The organism is Mycetocola sp. CAN_C7 (assembly GCF_015752285.1).
In the GTDB taxonomy this organism is placed as follows: Bacteria; Actinomycetota; Actinomycetes; order Actinomycetales; family Microbacteriaceae; genus Mycetocola_A.
This window is the reverse complement of the sequence record NZ_JADOUY010000002.1, coordinates 293,443-314,749: the sequence shown is the minus strand read 5'-3', so window position 1 is coordinate 314,749 and position 21,307 is coordinate 293,443. Positions and strand designations below refer to the sequence as shown.

The window sequence follows — 21,307 nt, the reverse complement described above, 5'->3', positions numbered from 1 at the left end:
CGGGGATATAGTGATGAAGGCTTTTCGGCCCGCGCACTGTCGGTGGTTCCCTCGAGAATCGGGTACACGCGGTCCGACCGCATCATTGTTTTCGCCCCGTACCTTTTGGAGTTGGTATGACGCATCTGCGCCTGTTTACCTCGGAATCCGTCACTGAAGGTCACCCAGACAAAGTCTGCGATCAGATCTCCGACAGCATCCTCGACGCGATGCTCGAACAGGATCCGAACAGCCGGGTGGCCGTCGAGACGCTCGTCACGACCGGGCTCGTCCACGTCGCAGGCGAGGTCACCACCGAGGCGTACGTCGAGATCCCCGCGCTCATTCGCGAACTCGTCACGAACATCGGCTACAACCACTCAGACGTCGGCTTCGACGGAGCATCCTGTGGCGTGTCCGTCTCCATCGGCCAGCAGTCGCCAGACATCGCGCAGGGCGTCGACGACGCCTTCGAATCGCGCGAAGAGTCCAGCAGCGACGCGCTCGATGCTCAGGGTGCCGGCGACCAGGGCATCATGTTCGGCTTCGCGACGACCGAGACGCCCCAGCTCATGCCGGTGCCCGGCTGGATCGCCCACCGCCTCGCCGAGAAGCTCTCCGCCGTCCGCAAGTCGGGCGAGCTCGAGTACCTGCGCCCAGATGGCAAGACCCAGGTCACCGTCGGCTACGAGGGCAACACACCCCGGTCGGTCGAGACCGTTGTGCTCTCCACGCAGCACCATGACGGCATCGAGCTCTCCCGGCTCCGCGCCGACGTCGAGGAGCTGGTCATCCGGCCCGTTCTCGAGTCCGTCGAACTCGACACCTCGTCTGTGAACTTCCTCATCAACCCGACCGGCCGGTTCGTCATCGGCGGGCCGGCAGGCGACGCAGGTCTCACCGGCCGCAAGATCATCATCGACACGTACGGCGGAGCGGCCAGGCACGGCGGTGGAGCCTTCAGCGGCAAAGATCCGTCGAAGGTCGACCGGTCGGCCGCGTACGCCATGCGGTGGGTCGCGAAGAACGCCGTCGCAGCCGGGTTCGCTGACAGACTCGAAGTGCAGATCGCATACGCCATCGGCAAGGCGGCGCCCGTCGGCCTCTATGTGGAGACCTTCGGCACGGCGAAGGTCGCAGACGAGACCATCGTCGACGCCATCCGTGAGGTCTTCGACCTGCGCCCGGCCGCAATCGTCGCCGCGCTCGACCTCAAGCGTCCGATCTACGCAGCGACCGCCGCATACGGACACTTCGGCCGGGAGCTGCCCGACTTCACCTGGGAACGGCTCGACAAGGTCGACGACCTCCGAAGCGCCGCCGGCCTCTAGCCATGAGCGAGGGTGACGCAGCCGGAACGGACGGAACGGACGGGGCGGACGCACCCGTAACCCGACGTCCGGCTGCGGCCCGCGTCGTTCTCGATTCACCACTTCCACAGCTCGACCACCTGTTCGACTACAGCATTCCCGACGAACTGCGCGACCTCGCCGTGCCAGGCGTCCGGGTGACGGTTCCGCTGCGCTCAGCCGGCCGGATCGCACGCGGGTACATCGTCGAGGTGGTCGAGGCGGCTGACGGGTTCGACGGGGTGCTCAGTCCGCTGGACTCGGTCGTTTCTGCCGTGCCCGTGCTCAGCCCGGCGGTCTGGACTCTGGCCAGGACGGCATCCGATCGCGCGGCCGGTGGAGCGAGCGATATTCTCCGCCTGGCCATCCCTGCCAGACAGGTGAGGGTCGAGAAGATCTGGCAGCGGGAGCAGGACGAACCCCGCAACGAGACTCCGCTCGCTCCCGCGCCAGCACTCGAGGGTTACGGACCCGAGCTCGAGCGACTACTCACCGACCATGCTCGCGTCGCACTCGATGTCATTCCCCGGGTCGACAGGCTCGCCTCGGGCACCTGGGTGGGTCGCTGGGCAATCACCCTGGCCCAGGCCGCCGCGCGGGTCGTCTCTGCGGGGGAGAGCGCCATCCTCGCCGTCCCCGACTATCGCGACAGCGACCAGCTTCTCGCCGCGCTGGCCGACCTTCTCCCGGTCGAACGCATCACCCGCGTCGACGCGAACCAGCCCAACGCCGAGCGTTACCGCGGTTTCCTCGACTGCCTCACGGACACGCCACGGGTGATCCTCGGCAACCGCTCCGCCGTGTACGCCCCTGCGTCCCGGCTCGGGCTTCTCGCGCTCTGGGACGACGGTGACCCGCTGCACTCCGAACCCCTCGCCCCCTACGTGCATGCCCGTGACGCCGCCCTCATCCGGCAGGAGCAGTCAGGTGCCGCGCTGATCTTCGCCGGGCACACCAGGAGCGCAGACGTCCAGCGTCTCGTCGAGGTCGGCTGGCTCAACCCGATCGCCCCGGAGCGTGCCTCGTCGCCCCGCGTCCTCGTCACAGCCAGGGCCGATCACGAAGAGGCGGGAGCGGTTGCTGCCCGCATCCCGTCGATGGCCTGGCGGCAGGCGAAGGAAGCACTCGCATCAGGTCCGGTGCTCGTGCAAGTCGCCAGGCCAGGGTATGCCCCCGTCCTCGCCTGCGGTACCTGCTCTTCAGCCGCTCGCTGCACCTCGTGCGGCGGCCCGCTCGGAATTGCCCGAGCCGGTGCTGCGCCCGCCTGCACCCTGTGTGGGGCGATCGCGGCCAACTGGGTGTGCCCGACCTGCGAAGGCACCAAACTGCGCCTCGTCACGCGCGGCACCGGACGAACGGCCGAAGAATTGGGCCGCGCTTTCCCCGGTGTTCCCGTGATCGTCTCAGACGGCGAACGCCAGGTGACGACGGTCGAAGCCCGTCCGGCCCTCGTCGTCGCCACCCGTGGCGCCGAACCGGTCGCCGCGGGCGGGTATGCCGCCGTCCTCCTCCTCGACGGAGACCGGATGCTGGCCGCCGAGCACCTGCGGATCGGGGAGGACTGCCTGCGCTGGTGGTCCAACGCCGCAGCCCTCGCCCGCCCGGGTGCCCCCGTCGTGCTCACCGGCGTCACCGGCGACCTGGCACGGGCCCTCGCCACCTGGACCCAGCCAGCCTTCGCCTCAGCGGAGCTCGCCGACAGACACTCGCTGCGGTTCCCTCCTGCTGTGCGTGCGGCATCCGTCAGCGGTGACCCGTCCGCCGTTGCCGATGCGCTCGACGAGGTCCGCGACCTGCCCGGTGCGAACATCCTCGGCCCGACCGCGACCGACGACGGGGTGCGCGCGATCCTGCGGCTCGACTACGGCCAGGCACGCGACGCCGCCAAACTCCTGCGGGGTGCCGTCGTGAAAAACGCTGCGCGGCGTCGCAAAGCCCCGCCGGGAAAGGCCGGCTACCGCCCGCCACCTACACTGAGAGTCCGTTTCGACGACCCGGAGATCCTGTCATGACCGCCCGTGAATCCCGAAGACCTGCCACACGATGAGACTGATTTTCGCCGGAACGCCCGCCGTAGCCGTTCCCAGCCTGCTCCGGCTTCTCGACGGACCCCACGAGGTCGTCGCGGTCCTGACCAGGGAAGATGCACCGCTCGGTCGCAAGCGCATCCTCACGCCGTCACCGGTGGCCCAGGCTGCTGCCGAAGCCCGCCTCCCTGTGCTCAAAGCCAACCGGCTCACCGACGAGACCACAGCAGCCATCACCGGCCTTGCCGCCGACCTCGGGGTGATCGTCGCGTACGGCGGATTCCTCCGCGAACCCCTGCTGTCCGCGCCGCGCCACGGCTGGATCAACCTGCATTTCTCGTTGCTCCCCGCCTGGCGAGGGGCAGCGCCCGTGCAGCATGCACTGATCGCCGGCGACACCGTCGGCGGCGCGAGTGTCTTCCAGCTCGTGCGTGAGCTCGACGCCGGCGACGTGTATGCGACGCTGCCACACGCAATCGACCCGGATGCCACCGCAGGGCGACTCCTCGACGAGCTCGCCCTCTCCGGTGCCACATTCCTGGCCGACATCGTCGACCGGATCGCTGCAGGAACCATCACTCCCGTTCCCCAGGCCGGTGACGTCAGTCTCGCGCCCAAACTCAGCATCGACGACGGGCGGATCGATTGGACCGCGCCAGCGGAGGAGGTCTACAACCGGTATCGCGGCGTGACGCCGGAACCAGGAGCTCACACGAGAATCGACGGTGCACGTTTCAAGATTCTCGATGCACGTCGCGCTCCCGACCTTCGGCTCCCGCCCGGTCGGTTCGATCTCGTCGACAGCCGGGTGGTCATCGGCACAGCGACGACGGCGCTCGAACTTCTCCGCGTGCAGCCGGCAGGAAAACCGGCCATGTCCGCCGCGGACTGGTGGCGCGGGCTCGGGCGATCCCCGGCGATTCTGGCAGAGTAGGACCACATCATGACCCCTCCAACCGCACCCCTGCCGTCCCGCGTCCAACCCGCCAGACGGGTCGCGTATGACGTCCTCGTCGCCGTCAGCACCGACGATGCCTACGCCAACCTGTTGCTCCCGACCCTGATCGACCGGGCTGCACTCAACACCGCAGACGCCGGCCTGGCCACAGAACTGACCTACGGAACGCTGCGGCTCCGCGGCTACTACGACCGCGTGATCAGTCTCGCGGCCGGCCGGCCGGTGACCGAGATCGACGCCGGCATCCTCGACGTCCTCCGCCTCGGTGCGCACCAGCTCCTCGCAACGAGGGTCGCGCAGCACGCTGCCGTGAACGAATCCGTCGCACTCGCCCGCCTGATCGGTTCGCGGTCCGCCGTCGGTTTCACCAACGGGGTGCTGCGAACAATCTCGCGCTCGACTCCCGAGGAGTGGCGCGAGCGCGTCCTCGCGGCCGCATCGAACGCCGACGATCGACTCGCCGCGGACTCCGCTCATCCGGCCTGGATCATCCGGGCGTTCAGACAGGCGCTGACCCTCGAAGGCAGGGGAGACGAGCTCGTCGACCTCCTCGCCGCAGACAACCGGGCCCCTCGGGTCAACCTCGTCGCACTTCCCGGCCTCGCCGACGCTCCGGACGACGCCGACCACAACCGCTACTCTCCGTTCGGGTTCACCCTCGCAGGCGGAGACCCTGACACCGCCATCAGGCACGAGAACGGACGCATGCGGGTACAGGACGAAGGTTCGCAGCTGGCCGCGCTCGCGCTCAGCCGTGCGCGCGCCGTCGAACCCGGTGAGCGCTGGCTCGATCTCTGCGCCGGCCCCGGCGGCAAGACCGCGCTCCTCGGTGCCGAGGCGGCTCTGCACGGCGCGACCGTCACAGCGAACGAGGTCGTCCCCGCACGGGCACAACTCGTCCGCCGCGCCGTCGCCCCTGTTCCCGGCGACATCATCGTCACCGAGCTCGACGGAACCGACATCGGCGGGTTGCAGCCTGAGTCCTGGGACCGGATCCTCGTCGACGCGCCATGCACGGGCCTCGGCGCCCTCCGACGTCGCCCTGAAGCGCGCTGGCGCAAGACCGCAAAAGACGTGGGCGAGCTGACCGTCCTCCAACAGTCACTTCTGTTGTCCGCGTTCGAAGCGTTGAAGCCCGGTGGCGTCCTGGCCTACGTCACCTGCTCTCCGCACGTCGCCGAGACCCGCGGCGTCGTCGCAGACGCGCTTCGCCGGCTCGGCGACGCCGCCGAGCCCCTCGACACCGCGCAGGTCGTCCAGTCAGTGGCGGTCCAGCACCTCGACCTGCCCGAACCGGCTGAAACCGGAACTGGATCGACCGTGCAGTTGTGGCCCCACCGGCACGGCACGGATGCGATGTTCATCGCGTTGATCGGCAAGTCACCGGCGACGCCCCCCACTCGTTAGGCTGACGGAATGTCGATCCGAATCTCCCCGAGCATCCTGGCCGCCGATTTCGTCAACATCGAGCGCGATCTCGGCCGGATCGCCGCGGCAGACCTCGTCCACGTCGACGTCATGGACAACCATTTCGTACCGAACCTCACCTTCGGGCCCCAGATGGTCGACCGGATCCAGCAGGTTTCGTCGCTTCCTCTCGACGTGCACCTGATGATCGACGAGCCGGACCGCTGGGCCCCCGGCTACGCGGAGCTCGGCGCGTTCAGCGTCACCTTCCACGCCGAAGCGACCACAGAACCCGTCGTGCTTGCTCGCCGTCTGCGTGACATCGGTGCGCGAGCAGGTATCGCCCTCAAACCGGGTACCCCGGTCGAGCCCTACCTCGACCTTCTCCACGAATTCGACCAGGTGCTCGTCATGACCGTCGAGCCCGGCTTCGGCGGTCAATCGTTCATGCCGGAGACCATGCCCAAGCTCACCCTGCTCCGCGATGCGCTGTCGCGAAGCGGGGGAGACGTCTGGCTCCAGGTCGACGGAGGAATCAACGAAGACACAGTGAGCATCGCCGCCGAAGCCGGGGCGAACACGTTCGTTGCCGGGTCGAGCGTGTTCAGCTCCGACAATCCAGAGCTGAGGATCAGCGCGCTCCGCGAGGCGGCGGCATCCGTTCACTCGCACAGGCACGCCTCACGGAGCTAGTACCCTGATAGACGTGAAAACATTCGACGACCTGTTCGCAGAGCTCAGCCGCAAGGCCATCGAGCGCCCCGAGGGCAGCGGCACCGTCCGCGAACTGGATGCCGGCGTTCACGCCATCGGCAAGAAGATCGTCGAAGAGGCCGCTGAAGTGTGGATGGCCGCTGAATACCAGAGCGACGCCGAGACGGCCGAAGAGATCTCACAGCTGATCTACCACCTTCAGGTCCTGATGATCGCCAAGGGACTCTCGCCGGAGGACGTCTACCGACATCTGTGATGTCTGCCCGTCCGGGCTCGAACCACCTCCGACTCCAGATACCCACCGAGGAACGTCAGCATGTTGAGAATCGCAGTGCCCAACAAGGGCTCACTGGCTGAGACAGCCGCACAGATGTTGTCAGAAGCCGGTTACGCCGGCCGGCGCGACCCGAAGGAACTCCACCTCGTCGACGCACACAACGACGTCGAATTCTTCTTCCTCCGCCCGCGTGACATCGCCACCTACGTCGGCTCAGGAGCACTCGACGTCGGCGTGACCGGACGCGATCTCCTGCTGGACTCCGGGTCGGTGGCCACCGAGATCGAGAGCCTGGGTTTCGGCGACTCCACGTTCCGGTTCGCCGGCCCCACCGGGCGGTTCTCCGAACTCTCCGATCTCGCCGGTTTGCGCGTCGCCACCAGCTACCCGGGCCTCGTCGGCCGGTTTCTCGCCGGGCACGACGTCGACGTGACCCTCGTCCCGCTCGACGGGGCTGTGGAATCCGCAGTGCAGCTCGGCGTAGCGGATGCCGTCGCCGACGTCGTCTCGACCGGCACGACCCTGCGCAAGGCCGGCCTCGACATCTTCGGCCCTGTGATCCTCGAATCGACAGCGGTGCTGATCGGGTCGCCACAGGAGAAGACCGGTCTGGCCACGCTGCTCAGGCGCCTGCGGGGAGTCCTCGTCGCCCGTCAGTTCGTGATCATGGACTACGACCTGCCCGCGACACTTCTCGACCAGGCCACCGAGATCGCCGGCGGCATCGAGTCCCCGACCGTGTCCCCGCTCCGCGACCCCGACTGGGTCGCCGTTCGGGTCATGGTTCCCCGTGAGCGCACCAACCAGATCATGGACTCGCTCTATGAGCTGGGGGCCAGGGCGATCCTGGTCAGCGCCATCCACGCGGCAAGACTCTAGCGAGGACGCGGCCATGACCGTTGCCTGTCGCGTGATCCCGTGCCTCGACGTGGCTGCCGGCCGCGTCGTCAAGGGAGTGAACTTCATGAACCTGCAGGATGCGGGGGATCCCGTCGAACTCGCCCGCCGGTACTACGACCAGGGCGCGGACGAGTTGACGTTCCTCGACGTCACTGCGACCGTCGATAACCGGGCGACCACCTACGACGTGGTCACCCGCACCGCCGAGCAGGTGTTCATCCCGCTCACCGTCGGAGGGGGCATCCGCACGAACGACGACGTCGCCCGTCTCCTGGGCAGCGGCGCTGACAAGGTCGGGGTGAACAGCGCCGCCATCGCGCGTCCGGCGCTCGTCGGAGAGATCGCCGACCGATTCGGCGCCCAGGTTCTCGTGCTCTCCCTCGACGTGAAACGCGGCGGGGCGACGCGGTCGGGATTCGTCGTCACCACCCACGGCGGACGCACCGAAACCTCGCTCGACGCCCTCGACTGGGCGCGCGAGGCGATCGAACGCGGGGCGGGCGAACTGCTCGTGAACTCGATCGACGCCGACGGCACGAAAGAAGGATTCGACACCGAGCTGATTTCACTCATGCGTGAGATCAGCAGTGTGCCGGTGATCGCCTCAGGAGGCGCCGGCCGCGTGGAACACTTCCCGCCGGCGATCGAAGCCGGAGCGGATGCCGTGCTCGCTGCGAGTGTGTTCCACTCCGGCATGCTCACCATCGGTGATGTGAAGCACGAACTGACAACGAAAGGGATACTGGTGCGCTCATGAGTGTGTCATCGACCATCGAGCAGATTCAGTTCGACGCTGACGGACTCGTCCCCGCGATCATCCAGCAGTGGGACACCGGTGAGGTGCTGATGCTCGGATACATGAACGATGAGGCGGTCAGACGTACCCTCAGCGAAGGTAGAGTCACTTTCTGGTCCCGGTCCCGTCAGGAGTACTGGCGCAAGGGCGACACCTCCGGAAACGCCCAGTACGTGAAGGGCGCCGCACTCGACTGCGACGCGGACACGCTTCTCATCCGGGTCGAACAGGTCGGCGTCGCCTGCCACACCGGAACCCGAACCTGCTTCGACGCTCACGAGCTCAGCCCGGCGATCGGCGACGAACCAGACAGCGAGAGTGCCGACGATGAAAACTAGCGGAGCGGGAACGACGGCGCGGGCGGAATTCGATGTCCTCGCCAAAGACCACCGCGTCATCCCCGTCATCCGTGAGCTCTTCGCCGACGGTGAGACGCCTGTGGGGATCTACCGCAAGCTGGCGATCGGCAAACCGGGAAGTTTCCTGCTCGAGTCCGCCGAACAGGGGGGTATCTGGTCACGGTTCTCGTTCGTCGGAGTGTCGTCGTTCGGGGTCCTCACCCAGCACAACGACAGCGTCAGGTGGATCGACTACGGGTTGTCTGGGGCGCGTGCGCTCGGCGACCCGGACAAGTTGCGCCCCCTCCAGGCCATCGCCGAGCTCCATCGTCGCTGGGAGACTCCGCACGTCGACGGGCATCCGCCCCTCACCGGCGGACTCGTCGGGTTCATCGGCTGGGAGGCGATCAGGCAGATCGAACACCTGCCCCACCGTCCGCCCCGCGAGTTCGACGTACCGGGCCAGGCGCTCTGCTTCGTCGCTGACCTCGTCGTGCTCGATCACCGCAACGGCACCGTCCAGCTCATCGCCAACGTGCTCAACGACGGTCTCGACGACACAAACACCCTGTGGAAGGCGGCGCAGACACGTCTCGACGCCATGCAGACACAGCTGGCCAAACCCAGCGACGCCTGGCTGGCCGAAGTCGATCTCGCCACTCCGGCCGAGCCGCGCTACCGCACGAAGAAGGCTGACTTTCTCGACGCAGTCGTTACCTCGAAAGAGCGGATCAGGGACGGTGACATCTTCCAGGTCGTGGTCTCGCAGCGGTTCGACCAGGACTGCCATGCGGAACCGATCGATGTCTACCGGATCCTGCGCAGCCTCAACCCGAGCCCGTACATGTACCTGCTCACCCTGCACACCGTCGACGGCAAGCCATACTCGATCGTCGGATCGAGCCCCGAAGCGCTCGTCAAAGTGCAGGACAAGCGGGTGTTCACGCACCCGATCGCCGGCTCGAAACCCCGCGGCGACACGCCCGAGCGAGATGTCGAGCTCGCTGCAGAACTCTCCGCCGATGCGAAGGAACGCGCCGAACACCTCATGCTCGTCGACCTGGCACGCAACGACCTGCTTAAGGTCTGCACGCCGGGCAGCGTCGAGGTGACCGAGTTCATGCGCATCGAGCGGTTCAGCCACATCATGCACCTCGTCTCCAGCGTCGAGGGCACGCTGTCGGACTCCGCATCCCCGATCGATGTCTTCACAGCAACATTCCCGGCCGGCACCCTCTCCGGCGCTCCGAAGCCGCGCGCGCTCGAGATCATCGACGAACTGGAACCCGCCCAGCGCGGGGTCTACGGCGGCGTCGTCGGCTACTTCGCGTTCTCCGGCGACACCGACCTGGCGATCGCCATCCGCACGGCAACGATCGTCGACGGGGTTGCCCACGTGCAGGCCGGAGGAGGCCTCGTCGCCGACTCAGACCCGGAGAGCGAATACCAGGAGTCGCAGAACAAAGCCGCTGCGCCCCTGCGGGCGGTTGCCGTCGCCAACGCCATGAAGCGCGTTCGATGACCACCGAGCCGGCAACACCGGTGAGGGGCAAACGGGTCAAATACATCCTGATCGTCGCCTCGCTGGCGCTCTCGGCCCTCACCCTCGTCGCATGGACCCAGACCTGGCTCGACGTGCAGCTCGTCGAGGGCTCGGCCACTGCGGCTGTCACCGTCGACGGCAACACCGCAGCACCTGCTCTCGCCGCACTGGCCCTGGCCGGTCTCGCCCTCACGGCAGCCCTGGCGATCGCCGGGGTCCTGTTCCGGATCCTCCTCGGAGTGCTCGACGCGGTCCTCGGCGTCTGCATCGCTCTCTCGGCGATCCTCGTGCTGACGTCTCCCATCGGCGCGAGCGAGGCGGCGGTCACGACGGCTACCGGAATCGCCGGTTCGTCGTCGATCGCCGACATCGTCTCAGCCACCTCGCTGACGATCTGGCCGATTCTCACGCTTCTCTTCGGCATCCTGCTCGCCCTCACCGGGGTCGCGATCGCGATCTCCGGGCGCGGCTGGCCGTCGTCTTCGCGCAAGTATTCGGCCGTCCGGCTCGAACCCGTCGACGGCGATGCGATGCCGGACAGCGTCGACAGCTGGGACGACCTCACCCGCGGAGACGATCCGACCCGCTGACGGGCCCCCACGGCGACGGGAAGCGCAGCCACGGTCGTGCGACGACAGAAAGGGCTGCGTTTCACGCCGCAAAACCGCCGAAATCGTCTGAGCACCGGGGCGTTCACGCACACGCGGCCGGGCAACGGCACCGGTCCTCTGCACCCGGTAGACTTGACCGGCACTGAATACTGAAGGAGTTCCATGAGCGCAGAGTCGACAGACCAAGGACACGGCCACTCACCGGCCGCCTGGACGGCCGTGACGGTGATGCTGATCGCATTCACACTCGGCACGTTCGCCTTCTGGTTCGACCAGGCCTGGCTCGTCTGGGCGTCGGCCGGGCTCCTCGCCGCCGGTGCGCTCCTCGGCTGGATCATGAAGAAAGCCGGCTACGGCGTCAACGGCGCGAAGTCCGACCCGAAGGGTCACTGACCCCGTGCTGGCCGATCTCACGGCTGGCGCACTCCACGACGCTCGCGAGCGCGAACTCCTGCGCCCGCTTTCCCGTGTTGAATCCGCAGCAGCGGATGCCGCGCCGCCTCTCGACGCCCTCTCCGCGCTGTCACCGGCCGAGCGGGTCAAAATCATCGCCGAGGTCAAGCGCGCGAGCCCATCGCGCGGCGACCTCGCCGACATCCCCGACCCCGCGCAGCTCGCCGTCTCCTACGAACGTGGAGGGGCGAGCGCGATCAGCGTGCTCACCGAAGGCCGCAAGTTCAAGGGGTCACTCGACGACCTCATCGATGTCCGTGCCTCCGTCGGCATCCCCGTGCTGCGCAAGGACTTCATCTCGATCCCGTACCAGGTGTTCGAAGCCCGCGCGGCAGGAGCCGACCTCGCTCTCCTCATCGTTGCGGCGCTCGACCAGCGCACGCTGACCGAGCTCTACACCCTCATCACCGAACTCGGCATGACGGCGCTCGTCGAGACGCACAGCGCAGACGAACTCGAACGCGCGCTCGATCTCGGCGCGGGTCTCATCGGCGTCAACGCCCGCAACCTCTCGACGTTCGAACTCGACCGGGACCTGTTCGGCAGTCTCGCGCCACAGATCCCGTCCGGTGTCGTGCGCGTGGCCGAATCGGCGGTGCTGCGTCCCGCGGACGTGGCGCACTACCGCGATGCGGGCGCGGATGTCGTACTCATCGGGGAAGCGCTCGTCACGAGCGACCCCATCCTCACCCTCGGCGAATTCCTGGCGGTATAACCATGGCACTACGAGACGAAACCGGCCCATACTTCGGCGACTTCGGCGGACGGTACGTTCCCGAATCGCTCATCGCGGCTCTCGATGAATTGTCCGAGGCCTGGGAACTGGCGAAACAGAATCCCGGATACAAGGCCGAGCTCGACGAGCTCCACCGCTCGTACACGGGACGCCCGTCGATCCTCACCGAAGTGCCGCGGTTTGCGAAGCACGGCGGGGGAGCGCGGATGATCCTCAAGCGCGAGGACCTCAACCACACCGGCTCGCACAAGATCAACAACGTGCTCGGGCAGGCTCTCCTCACCAAACGGATCGGCAAGACCCGCGTCATCGCCGAGACCGGCGCCGGGCAGCACGGCGTCGCGACGGCGACAGCCGCCGCTCTGTTCGGACTCGACTGCGTCATCTACATGGGTGAGGTCGACACCGAGCGTCAGGCGCTCAACGTCGCCCGGATGCGTCTCCTCGGTGCCGAGGTCGTCTCGGTGACGACCGGCTCACGCACCCTCAAGGACGCCATCAACGACGCCATGCGCGACTGGGTGACCAACGTCGAGACCACCAACTACATCTTCGGCACGGTAGCGGGACCGCACCCGTTCCCCGCCATGGTGCGTGACCTGCAGAAGATCATCGGTGAAGAGGCCCGCCAGCAGGTTCTCGACCTCACCGGCTCACTCCCGGATGCCGTCGCCGCCTGTGTCGGCGGGGGATCGAACGCGATGGGCATCTTCCACGCCTTCCTCGACGACGCCGATGTCGCGCTCTACGGCTTCGAAGCGGCAGGCGAGGGAGCAGACACGCCACGCCACGCCGCGACGATCACGAAGGGCCGCCCCGGTGTGCTTCACGGGGCCCGTAGCTTCCTCCTACAGGACGAAGACGGGCAGACCATCGAGTCACACTCGATCTCGGCCGGTCTCGACTACCCGGGCGTCGGCCCGGAACACTCGTGGCTGTCGAGCATCGGCCGGGCGAACTACCGCCCGGTGACGGACGCGGCCGCGATGAGCGCCCTCCGCCTGCTCAGCCGCACCGAAGGGATCATTCCTGCGATCGAGAGTGCGCACGCCCTCGCCGGTGCGCTGGACCTCGGCAAGGAACTCGGTCCTGAGGCAACGATCCTCATCAACCTGTCCGGCCGCGGAGACAAAGACATGGAAACGGCCGGCCGCTACTTCGACCTCATCGATCAGGGAGCAGAACAATCGTGAGCACAGTGGCATCTGTCCTCGACGCCAGGCGTGAGGCTGGCAGCGGCGCGCTGATCGGCTACCTCCCCGTCGGATTCCCGACGTTCGACGAGAGCGTCGACGCTGCGGTCGCTATCGCCGAGAACGGCGTGGATATCATCGAGCTCGGTCTGCCGTACTCCGACCCGGTGATGGACGGCCCCGTCATCCAGAAGGCAACCCAGCACGCTCTCGCCAACGGCTTCAAACTGCGTCACGGGTTCGAGGCGGTTCGCGCGATCACCGACCGGGTCGACGTGCCTGTGCTCGTCATGACGTACTGGAACCCCGTCGTGCAGTACGGCGTCGAGCGCTTCGCCGACGACCTCGTCGCTGCGGGTGGCGCCGGGCTGATCACCCCTGACCTCATCCCTGATGAGGGTAAGGACTGGCTCACCGCCTCGGAGCGCACCGGCCTTGACCGGGTCTTCCTCGCAGCACCATCGTCGAGCGATGCCCGACTGCGGCAGGCCGTCGAGTCCAGCAGAGGATTCGTCTACGCGGTCTCCACCATGGGGATCACCGGCGCCCGCAGCGACGTCGACCAGGCCGCGAAAGTGCTTGTCGCCCGGCTCCGTGAAGCCGGCTCCCTGCATTCCTGCGTCGGCCTGGGTATCTCGACGGCCGAGCAGGTCCGTGAGATCCTCGGCTATGCCGACGGCGCCATCGTCGGCTCCGCCCTCGTCAAAGCGCTCGCAGAGGGCGGCGTCGACCGGGTCGCCGCCGTCGCGCGGGACCTGGCGCGTGGCACGCTCCGCGCGAACTAGAGTTGTACGCGCACGTTCGAGAAGCAACCCCAGAAAGGCATGGAGCCAGTGCCCATCCACTTGAGCATCCCGAGTCCGGACATCAGCTCCATCCAACTCGGTAACTTTACGATCCACTTCTATGCCCTCTGCATCCTCGCGGGCATCATCGCCGCGGCGTTCCTCACGAACCACCGGCTGACGAAGCGCGGCGCCGAGCCGGGGATCGTCCTCGACATCATCCTCTGGGCCGTTCCGTTCGGCATCGTCGGCGCGCGGATCTTCCACGTGCTGACCCACCCGAACGACTACTTCTATCCGGGAGCAGACCTGCTGCGCGCCCTCTACATCTGGGAGGGAGGCATCGCCATCTTCGGCGCGCTTCTCGGTGGTGCGCTCGGTGCGTGGATCGGCTGCCGGATGACCGGCATCCGCTTCTGGACGTTCGCGGACGCCGTCGCGCCCGGGTTGCTGCTCGCGCAGGCCTTCGGCCGGTTCGGCAACTACTTCAACCAGGAGCTCTTCGGAATCCCGACCACCCTGCCGTGGGGTCTGGAGATCGACGAGTCCAACGTGGCCTGGCCGGTCGGCCTGCCCGCAGGCACCCTGTTCCACCCGACCTTCCTCTACGAAGTGATCTGGAACCTCGCCGGTGTCGTCGTCATCCTGGTACTCGAGCGCATGTTCCGCCTCCAGTGGGGCAAGGCCCTCGCCGTCTACCTCATCTGGTACGGTCTCGGTCGCACCGTCTGGGAGTCGATCCGCATCGACCCGAGCGAGGTCTTTCTCGGGCTGCGCGTCAACGTCTGGGCGGCCCTGGTTGCGATCGTCGTCGGCCTGGTCATCCTGTTGGTCCAGTCCCGCCGTCACACCGGGTTGGAGCACAGCCCGTACGTGCACGGCCGGGAATGGGACGGTGCCGGTGCTGGGGTACAATCGACACACACCGATACGGACTATGTGGATCTCGGCGAGCCCGAAGACCCCGCCCCCGCATCGGCAGACGCCGCCGCCACAAGCGGGATCGGCTCAAAATCGTAGGTTTGCCTGGCCCAGACGGCTTCTGACAACCCAGCCAACCGCCTGCTGTGCGCTATGACAGCGACACCCGCCGGCCGGTGAACCCTTTCACGTCCCCGGGCCATCGTCGTCCCACCGCCGCTATATCTTTGTGAGGACGGTCCCCGATGGAGCCTCGACCCACGTTTTCCCAGTTCAGCCTGACCCCGCAGAAACAGGGTTTGTACAACCCTGCACGGGAGAAGGACGCCTGCGGGCTGGCCATGGTCGCCACCCTGCGTGGCACAGCCGGCCACGACATCATCGTGAACGCGCTCGACGCACTGCGCAACCTCGAGCACCGCGGTGCGATCGGCTCCGATGCGGGAACCGGCGACGGCGCAGGCATCCTCACCCAGATCCCCGACGACTTCTTCCGCGCGGTTGCCGAGTTCGATCTGCCGCCCGTCGGCGAGTACGCCGTCGGTATGGCCTTCCTCCCGCTCGACGAGAACGCCAGGGCCGAACTCAAGACCGGGATCGAACGCATCGCCGCTGAGGAAGACCTCGCGGTGATCGGTTGGCGCGACGTTCCGACGAACCCCGACAACCTCGGCAAGCTCGCCCACGACGCAATGCCGGCATTCGAGCAGCTGTTCGTATCGAGCACTGACACGACGGATGCCGACGAGCCGCTCTCCGGGATCGCACTCGACCGCCAGACCTTCCGCCTGCGCAAGCGCGCCGAACGGGAGCTGAACGCCTACTTCATCTCGCTGTCGTGCCGCACGGTCGTCTACAAAGGCATGGTCACGACGCTCCAGCTCGAGCCGTTCTACCCCGACCTGAGCGACGAACGCTTCGCCTCCAAACTCGCCATCGTCCACTCCAGGTATTCGACCAACACGTTCCCGTCGTGGCCGCTCGCGCAGCCGCTACGGATGATGGCCCACAACGGCGAAATCAACACCGTCGAAGGCAACAGGAACTGGATGCGCGCGCGTCAGTCGCAGCTCGAGTCCGAGTTGATCGGCGATATCCGTCCCCTCCTCCCGATCATCACCCCTGGCGCCAGCGACTCGGCATCGTTCGACGAGGTGCTCGAACTCCTCACGCTGACCGGGCGGACCCTGCCCCACGCCATGATGATGATGGTGCCTGAGGCCTGGGAGAAGCAGGCAGGACTCAGCCAGCAGCAGCGGGACTTCTACGAGTTCAACGGTATGCAGATGGAACCGTGGGACGGCCCGGCCGCCCTGACCTTCACCGACGGAACTCTCGTCGGTGCGACGCTCGACCGCAACGGGCTCCGCCCCGGTCGCTGGCTGGAAACCACCGATGGACTCATCGTCCTCGGCAGTGAGATCGGTGTGCTCGACATCGCGCCCGACCGGATCAAGCGCAAGGGACGACTCCGCCCAGGCAAAATGTTCCTCGTAGACACCGAGGCGCAGCGACTGATCGAAGACGACGAGATCAAGGCCGAACTCGCCGCATCCCGACCGTGGGGGGAATGGCTCGAGGCCGGACGGATCAACCTCAGCGACCTGCCCGAACGCGAGCACATCGTTCACACCCCGGCCTCGGTCACCCGCAGGCAGCGTACGTTCGGCTACACCGAGGAAGAAGTCCGCATCCTTCTGCGCCCGATGGGCCAGACCGGCGCCGAGCCGCTCGGCGCCATGGGGTCGGACACGCCGATCGCTGCGCTGTCGAAACGCCCCAGACTGCTCTTCGACTACTTCACCCAGCAGTTCGCCCAGGTCACCAACCCGCCGCTCGACTCGATCCGTGAAGAGGTCGTCACCTCGCTCAAGCTCGGTCTCGGCCCCGAGCGGAACCTGCTGATCTCCGGCCCCGAGCACGCCCGCCAGGTCGTCCTCGACTTCCCGGTGATCGACAACGACGAGCTTGCGAAGATCCAGCACATCGACCCGAAGCACGGGTCGAGGACGACGACGACCATCCGCGGGTTGTACCGCTTCGACGAGGGCCCTGACGCCATGCGGGACCGTCTCACGGCGATCTGCGCCGAAGTGGACGAGGCCATCGAAGCCGGCGCTCTCTTCATCGTCCTCAGCGACCGCGACTCGAACAAGGACCTGGCGCCGATCCCATCGCTGCTCCTCCTCGCGACAGTGCACCACCACCTGATCCGCGCCGAGAACCGGCTCAAGGTCGGGCTCGTCGTCGAAGCCGGTGACGTCCGTGAGGTCCACCACGTCGCAACACTGATCGGTTTCGGCGCGTCTGCCATCAACCCATATCTGGCGATGGAGACCTGCGAGGACCTCGTCCGGAGCGGCATGATCGAAGGTGTCACCCCCGAGAAGGCGGTGCGCAACGTCATCTACGCGCTCGGCAAGGGCGTGCTCAAAATCATGTCGAAGATGGGCATCTCCACCGTGTCGTCGTACGCAGGGGCTCAGTGTTTCGAAGCCGTCGGCCTGAGCCAGGATTTCGTCGACGAATACTTCACCGGCACCGAGTCGAAGCTCGGGGGAGTGGGCATCGACGTCATCCAGGCCGAGAACCTTCGGCGCCACCAGGCCGCCTACCCGCTGAACACGGCCGAAACCTCGCACGAGCGTCTCGAAACCGGGGGCGAGTACTCATGGCGGCGTGATGGCTCACCCCACGTCTTCAACCCTGACACGGTGTTCCGTCTGCAGCACTCGACGCGCACCCGCCGGTACGACATCTTCCGGGAGTACACCCGGCTCGTCGACGACCAGTCCGAAAACCTGATGACGCTCCGCGGACTGTTCAGGCTCAAGACTGCAGATCGCGAGCCGGTACCGATCGACGAGGTCGAATCCGTCGAGTCCATCGTTAAACGCTTCTCCACGGGGGCGATGAGTTACGGCTCCATCTCCCAGGAGGCGCACGAGACCCTGGCGATCGCGATGAACCGGCTCGGAGCGAAATCGAACACCGGAGAGGGTGGTGAAGACACCGACCGTCTGCTCGACCCCGAACGTCGAAGCGCGATCAAGCAGGTGGCATCCGGCCGGTTCGGCGTCACGAGCATGTACCTCACTCACGCAGACGACATCCAGATCAAGCTGGCACAGGGAGCGAAGCCCGGTGAGGGCGGACAACTGCCCCCGACGAAGGTGTACCCGTGGGTCGCGCGCACCAGGCACGCCACCGCTGGAGTCGGGCTCATCTCGCCGCCTCCCCACCACGACATCTACTCGATCGAAGACCTCAAACAGCTCATCTTCGACCTCAAGCGCGCGAACCCGTCGGCCAGGATCCATACCAAACTCGTCAGCCAGTCGGGCATCGGGGCCGTCGCCGCCGGGGTCGCGAAGGCGCTCTCCGACGTCATCCTGGTCTCCGGCCACGACGGCGGAACCGGTGCAAGCCCGCTCAACTCGCTCAAGCACGCCGGCACGCCCTGGGAACTTGGCCTGGCCGAGACGCAGCAGACGCTCATGCTCAACGGGATGCGAGACCGCGTCGTCGTGCAGGTCGACGGGCAGCTCAAGACCGGCAGGGATGTCATCATCGGCGCCCTTCTGGGAGCAGAGGAGTTCGGCTTCGCCACCGCGCCGCTCGTCGTGTCCGGCTGCATCATGATGCGGGTCTGCCACCTCGACACCTGCCCGGTCGGCGTCGCTACCCAGAACCCGGTGCTCCGCGACCGGTTCACCGGCAAGCCGGAATTCGTCGTCAACTTCTTCGAGTTCATCGCCCAGGAGGTCCGCGAGTACCTCGCCGAACTCGGGTTCCGTTCGCTCGAAGAAGCGATCGGCCATCACGAACTCATCGACGCCAACACAGCGATCGAACACTGGAAGGCGTCCGGCCTCAACCTCGAGCCGATTCTCATCGGGCCGGAATTCCGGCCAGGCGAACCACGGACCCACGCGCGCAACCAGGAACACGAGCTGGACAAGCACTTCGACGTCGAACTGATCAAGCGCAGCCACAACGTGCTCGAACACGGGGGCCAGATCCGGATCGACCTTCCTATCCGGAACACCGAACGGGCTGTCGGAACGATGCTCGGCCACGAAGTGACCAAGCGGCACGGCGAGAACGGCCTCTCCGCGAACTCAATCGAGGTGCACCTCACCGGTTCCGCCGGGCAGTCCTTCGGCGCTTTCCTGCCCAACGGCATCACTCTCCGCCTCGAAGGCGACTCCAACGACTATGTGGGCAAGGGTCTCTCCGGCGGTCAGATCATCGTGCACCCGCACAGGACGAGCACATTCGAAGCGTCCGAGAACGTCATCGCCGGAAACGTCATCGGGTACGGTGCGACGCAGGGCAGCATGTTCATCTCCGGCATCGTCGGTGAGCGCTTCCTCGTCCGCAACTCCGGGGCGACCGCTGTCGTCGAAGGCGTCGGTGATCACGCGCTCGAGTACATGACCGGTGGTCTTGCCCTGATCCTCGGCTCCACCGGACGGAACCTCGGCGCCGGAATGTCGGGCGGAACGGCATACGTGTTCGACCTGCAATCCGAGCAGGTGAACCGTGAGGCGCTGCAGAGCGGCGAGTTGGAACTCACTGCACTCGGTAGCGCTGACGTCGAGATCGTCCGTGATCTGCTCGAACGCCACTTCTCCGAGACCGGGTCGGAACTCGCCGGTCGCATGCTCGCCGATGTCGAAGGCACGATGAACCGTTTTGTCAAAGTGTTGCCCCGGGACTACGCAGCAGTGCTGCGCACCCGTCAGGACGCCGTCACCGAGGGGCTCGACCCCGACGGAGACGTGGTCTGGGGCCGAATCCTGGAGGTAACCGGTGGCTGATCCCAAAGGATTCCTGAAAGTAACTGAGCGCGAGCTCCCGAAGCGTCGCCCCGTTCCGATCCGGCTGATGGACTGGAAAGAGGTGTACGAGCAGGGCGACCCCACCCAGCTCCGCCGCCAGGCCGGCCGCTGCATGGACTGCGGTATCCCGTTCTGCCACCAGGGCTGCCCGCTCGGGAACCTCATCCCCGAGTGGAACGACCTCACCTGGCGCGGCGAGGGCAGGCAGGCCATCGAACGCCTCCACGCCACGAACAACTTCCCCGAGTTCACCGGGCGGCTGTGTCCGGCGCCGTGTGAGAGTTCCTGTGTGCTCGGCATCAACCAGCCGGCGGTGACCATTAAGCAGGTCGAGGTGTCGATCATCGACCAGGCCTTCGCCAACGGCTGGGTCGATTCGCATCCGCCTGAGAGCCTCACAGGCAAGACGGTCGCCGTCGTCGGTTCCGGCCCCGCCGGGCTCGCCGCCGCGCAGCAGCTCACCCGCGCAGGGCACACCGTCGCCGTGTACGAACGCGACGACCGCATCGGCGGCCTGCTGCGTTACGGCATCCCGGACTTCAAGATGGAGAAAAAGCACATCGACGCCCGTCTCAAGCAGATGGCAGATGAAGGTACCCGGTTCCGCGCCGGAGTGAACATCGGCGTCGACATCAGCTGGAGCGACCTGCGGTCCCGCTACGATGCCGTCATCATCGCGACCGGCGCCATGGTTCCACGTGATCTTCCGATTCCCGGCCGGGACTTCTCCGGTGTTCACTTCGCCATGGACTACCTGGTGCCGCAGAACAAGGCAGGCGCCGGCGACGACGTCCCTGGCCAGATCACCGCCGAAGACAAACACGTGGTCGTTCTCGGCGGAGGCGACACCGGCGCCGACTGCATTGGAACCGCTCACCGCCAGGGTGCTGCATCGGTGACCAACCTCGCCATCGGCAAGCAGCCCTCTGCGGTTCGAACGGACGCCCAGCCCTGGCCGCTCATGCCGACGCTGTTCGAGGTGCAGAGCGCACACGAGGAGGGCGGGGAGCGCGAGTACCTCGTCTCCACCGTCGAATTCCTCAGCAATGAATCAGGTGAGGTCCGTGCGATCCGCGTCGCCGAGACCGAATTCGTCGACGGCCGTCGCGTTCCGAAAAGCGGAACGGAACGGGAGATCCCCGCTGACCTCGTTCTGCTCGCCCTGGGCTTCACCGGCCCGGAATCCGAGCACATCGCCCCGCAGCTGGGTGTGCCGTTCGACGACCGCGGCAACATCAGCCGGGACAACCAGTACCAGACGAGCGAACCTGGCGTGTTCGTGGCCGGCGATGCAGGTCGCGGACAGTCGCTCATCGTCTGGGCGATCGCCGAAGGCCGCGCTGCGGCATCCGCTGTCGACACCTACCTCGAGGGTGAGACCAGCCTTCCGGCGCCCGTGCGCCCGACCGATCGCGCCCTCTCGCTCTAGACTCGAAGGCGAGCCCCTTGGCCGCCCTCCTCCAACACCATCAGCCC

At 66.7% G+C, this 21,307-nt stretch carries 18 protein-coding genes; all 18 read left to right on the top strand.

The window, feature by feature from the left end:
* The first annotated feature begins 116 nt into the window (after positions 1-116).
* Positions 117-1,310, top strand: coding sequence for a methionine adenosyltransferase (gene metK / locus IWX78_RS05155; RefSeq protein ID WP_196832384.1), 1,194 nt, complete (start codon positions 117-119; stop codon positions 1,308-1,310).
* A 2-nt stretch (positions 1,311-1,312) separates the two neighbouring features.
* Positions 1,313-3,340 (top strand): primosomal protein N', encoded by a 2,028-nt coding sequence (locus IWX78_RS05150; RefSeq protein WP_196832383.1) that lies wholly within the window; start codon positions 1,313-1,315, stop codon positions 3,338-3,340.
* 31 nt (positions 3,341-3,371) lie between these two features.
* Positions 3,372-4,289: a methionyl-tRNA formyltransferase gene (gene fmt, locus IWX78_RS05145; RefSeq protein WP_196832382.1), complete on the top strand. Its 918-nt coding sequence runs from the start codon at positions 3,372-3,374 to the stop codon at positions 4,287-4,289.
* 9 nt (positions 4,290-4,298) lie between these two features.
* On the top strand, positions 4,299-5,720 hold the full coding sequence (locus IWX78_RS05140; protein WP_196832381.1) for an RsmB/NOP family class I SAM-dependent RNA methyltransferase: 1,422 nt from the start codon (positions 4,299-4,301) through the stop codon (positions 5,718-5,720).
* A 9-nt stretch (positions 5,721-5,729) separates the two neighbouring features.
* A complete protein-coding gene (gene rpe, locus IWX78_RS05135) occupies positions 5,730-6,413 on the top strand; it encodes a ribulose-phosphate 3-epimerase (protein WP_196832380.1) in 684 nt (227 codons plus the stop codon).
* Positions 6,414-6,426: 13 nt separating this feature from the next.
* Complete coding sequence (locus IWX78_RS05130; RefSeq protein WP_196832379.1) at positions 6,427-6,690, top strand: phosphoribosyl-ATP diphosphatase; 264 nt, start codon at positions 6,427-6,429, stop codon at positions 6,688-6,690.
* Between the two features lie 60 nt (positions 6,691-6,750).
* Positions 6,751-7,590: an ATP phosphoribosyltransferase gene (gene hisG, locus IWX78_RS05125; RefSeq protein WP_196832378.1), complete on the top strand. Its 840-nt coding sequence runs from the start codon at positions 6,751-6,753 to the stop codon at positions 7,588-7,590.
* Positions 7,591-7,603: 13 nt separating this feature from the next.
* Complete coding sequence (gene hisF, locus IWX78_RS05120; protein WP_196832377.1) at positions 7,604-8,368, top strand: imidazole glycerol phosphate synthase subunit HisF; 765 nt, start codon at positions 7,604-7,606, stop codon at positions 8,366-8,368.
* Positions 8,365-8,745, top strand: a complete 381-nt coding sequence (hisI, locus tag IWX78_RS05115; RefSeq protein ID WP_196832376.1) for a phosphoribosyl-AMP cyclohydrolase — start codon at positions 8,365-8,367, stop codon at positions 8,743-8,745. Before hisF ends, hisI begins: the two co-directional genes overlap by 4 nt.
* Positions 8,735-10,267 carry an anthranilate synthase component I gene (locus IWX78_RS05110; RefSeq protein ID WP_196832375.1) on the top strand — a complete coding sequence of 511 codons (1,533 nt, stop codon included), beginning with the start codon at positions 8,735-8,737 and terminating at the stop codon, positions 10,265-10,267. The genes hisI and IWX78_RS05110 overlap by 11 nt, the downstream gene beginning before the upstream one ends.
* Entirely contained in the window at positions 10,264-10,878 is a 615-nt protein-coding gene (locus tag IWX78_RS05105; protein ID WP_196832374.1) for a Trp biosynthesis-associated membrane protein, read from the top strand. The genes IWX78_RS05110 and IWX78_RS05105 overlap by 4 nt, the downstream gene beginning before the upstream one ends.
* A 183-nt stretch (positions 10,879-11,061) precedes the next feature.
* The gene (locus IWX78_RS05100) at positions 11,062-11,292 is read left to right on the top strand and encodes a DUF6704 family protein (protein WP_196832373.1); all 231 of its coding nucleotides are present in this window, start codon (positions 11,062-11,064) and stop codon (positions 11,290-11,292) included.
* Positions 11,293-11,296: 4 nt separating this feature from the next.
* On the top strand, positions 11,297-12,067 hold the full coding sequence (gene trpC, locus IWX78_RS05095) for an indole-3-glycerol phosphate synthase TrpC (RefSeq protein WP_196832372.1): 771 nt from the start codon (positions 11,297-11,299) through the stop codon (positions 12,065-12,067).
* 2 nt (positions 12,068-12,069) lie between these two features.
* Positions 12,070-13,281 carry a tryptophan synthase subunit beta gene (trpB, locus tag IWX78_RS05090; RefSeq protein WP_196832371.1) on the top strand — a complete coding sequence of 404 codons (1,212 nt, stop codon included), beginning with the start codon at positions 12,070-12,072 and terminating at the stop codon, positions 13,279-13,281.
* Positions 13,275-14,066, top strand: coding sequence for a tryptophan synthase subunit alpha (trpA, locus tag IWX78_RS05085; protein WP_196832731.1), 792 nt, complete (start codon positions 13,275-13,277; stop codon positions 14,064-14,066). Before trpB ends, trpA begins: the two co-directional genes overlap by 7 nt.
* A 48-nt stretch (positions 14,067-14,114) precedes the next feature.
* Complete coding sequence (gene lgt, locus IWX78_RS05080) at positions 14,115-15,086, top strand: prolipoprotein diacylglyceryl transferase (protein WP_442929211.1); 972 nt, start codon at positions 14,115-14,117, stop codon at positions 15,084-15,086.
* A 146-nt stretch (positions 15,087-15,232) separates the two neighbouring features.
* Entirely contained in the window at positions 15,233-19,810 is a 4,578-nt protein-coding gene (gene gltB, locus IWX78_RS05075; RefSeq protein ID WP_196832369.1) for a glutamate synthase large subunit, read from the top strand.
* Positions 19,803-21,260: a glutamate synthase subunit beta gene (locus tag IWX78_RS05070; RefSeq protein WP_196832368.1), complete on the top strand. Its 1,458-nt coding sequence runs from the start codon at positions 19,803-19,805 to the stop codon at positions 21,258-21,260. The genes gltB and IWX78_RS05070 overlap by 8 nt, the downstream gene beginning before the upstream one ends.
* The last annotated feature ends 47 nt before the right edge of the window (positions 21,261-21,307 follow it).

Bases quoted from the DNA above. Each gene is read 5' to 3' on its own strand.
- metK (WP_196832384.1), top strand. From the start codon at position 117: ATGACGCATCTGCGCCTGTTTACCTCGGAATCCGTCACTGAAGGTCAC.
- IWX78_RS05150 (WP_196832383.1), top strand. From the start codon at position 1,313: ATGAGCGAGGGTGACGCAGCCGGAACGGACGGAACGGACGGGGCGGAC.
- fmt (WP_196832382.1), top strand. From the start codon at position 3,372: ATGAGACTGATTTTCGCCGGAACGCCCGCCGTAGCCGTTCCCAGCCTG.
- IWX78_RS05140 (WP_196832381.1), top strand. From the start codon at position 4,299: ATGACCCCTCCAACCGCACCCCTGCCGTCCCGCGTCCAACCCGCCAGA.
- rpe (WP_196832380.1), top strand. From the start codon at position 5,730: ATGTCGATCCGAATCTCCCCGAGCATCCTGGCCGCCGATTTCGTCAAC.
- hisG (WP_196832378.1), top strand. From the start codon at position 6,751: ATGTTGAGAATCGCAGTGCCCAACAAGGGCTCACTGGCTGAGACAGCC.
- hisF (WP_196832377.1), top strand. From the start codon at position 7,604: ATGACCGTTGCCTGTCGCGTGATCCCGTGCCTCGACGTGGCTGCCGGC.
- hisI (WP_196832376.1), top strand. From the start codon at position 8,365: ATGAGTGTGTCATCGACCATCGAGCAGATTCAGTTCGACGCTGACGGA.
- IWX78_RS05110 (WP_196832375.1), top strand. From the start codon at position 8,735: ATGAAAACTAGCGGAGCGGGAACGACGGCGCGGGCGGAATTCGATGTC.
- IWX78_RS05105 (WP_196832374.1), top strand. From the start codon at position 10,264: ATGACCACCGAGCCGGCAACACCGGTGAGGGGCAAACGGGTCAAATAC.
- IWX78_RS05100 (WP_196832373.1), top strand. From the start codon at position 11,062: ATGAGCGCAGAGTCGACAGACCAAGGACACGGCCACTCACCGGCCGCC.
- trpB (WP_196832371.1), top strand. From the start codon at position 12,070: ATGGCACTACGAGACGAAACCGGCCCATACTTCGGCGACTTCGGCGGA.
- gltB (WP_196832369.1), top strand. From the start codon at position 15,233: ATGGAGCCTCGACCCACGTTTTCCCAGTTCAGCCTGACCCCGCAGAAA.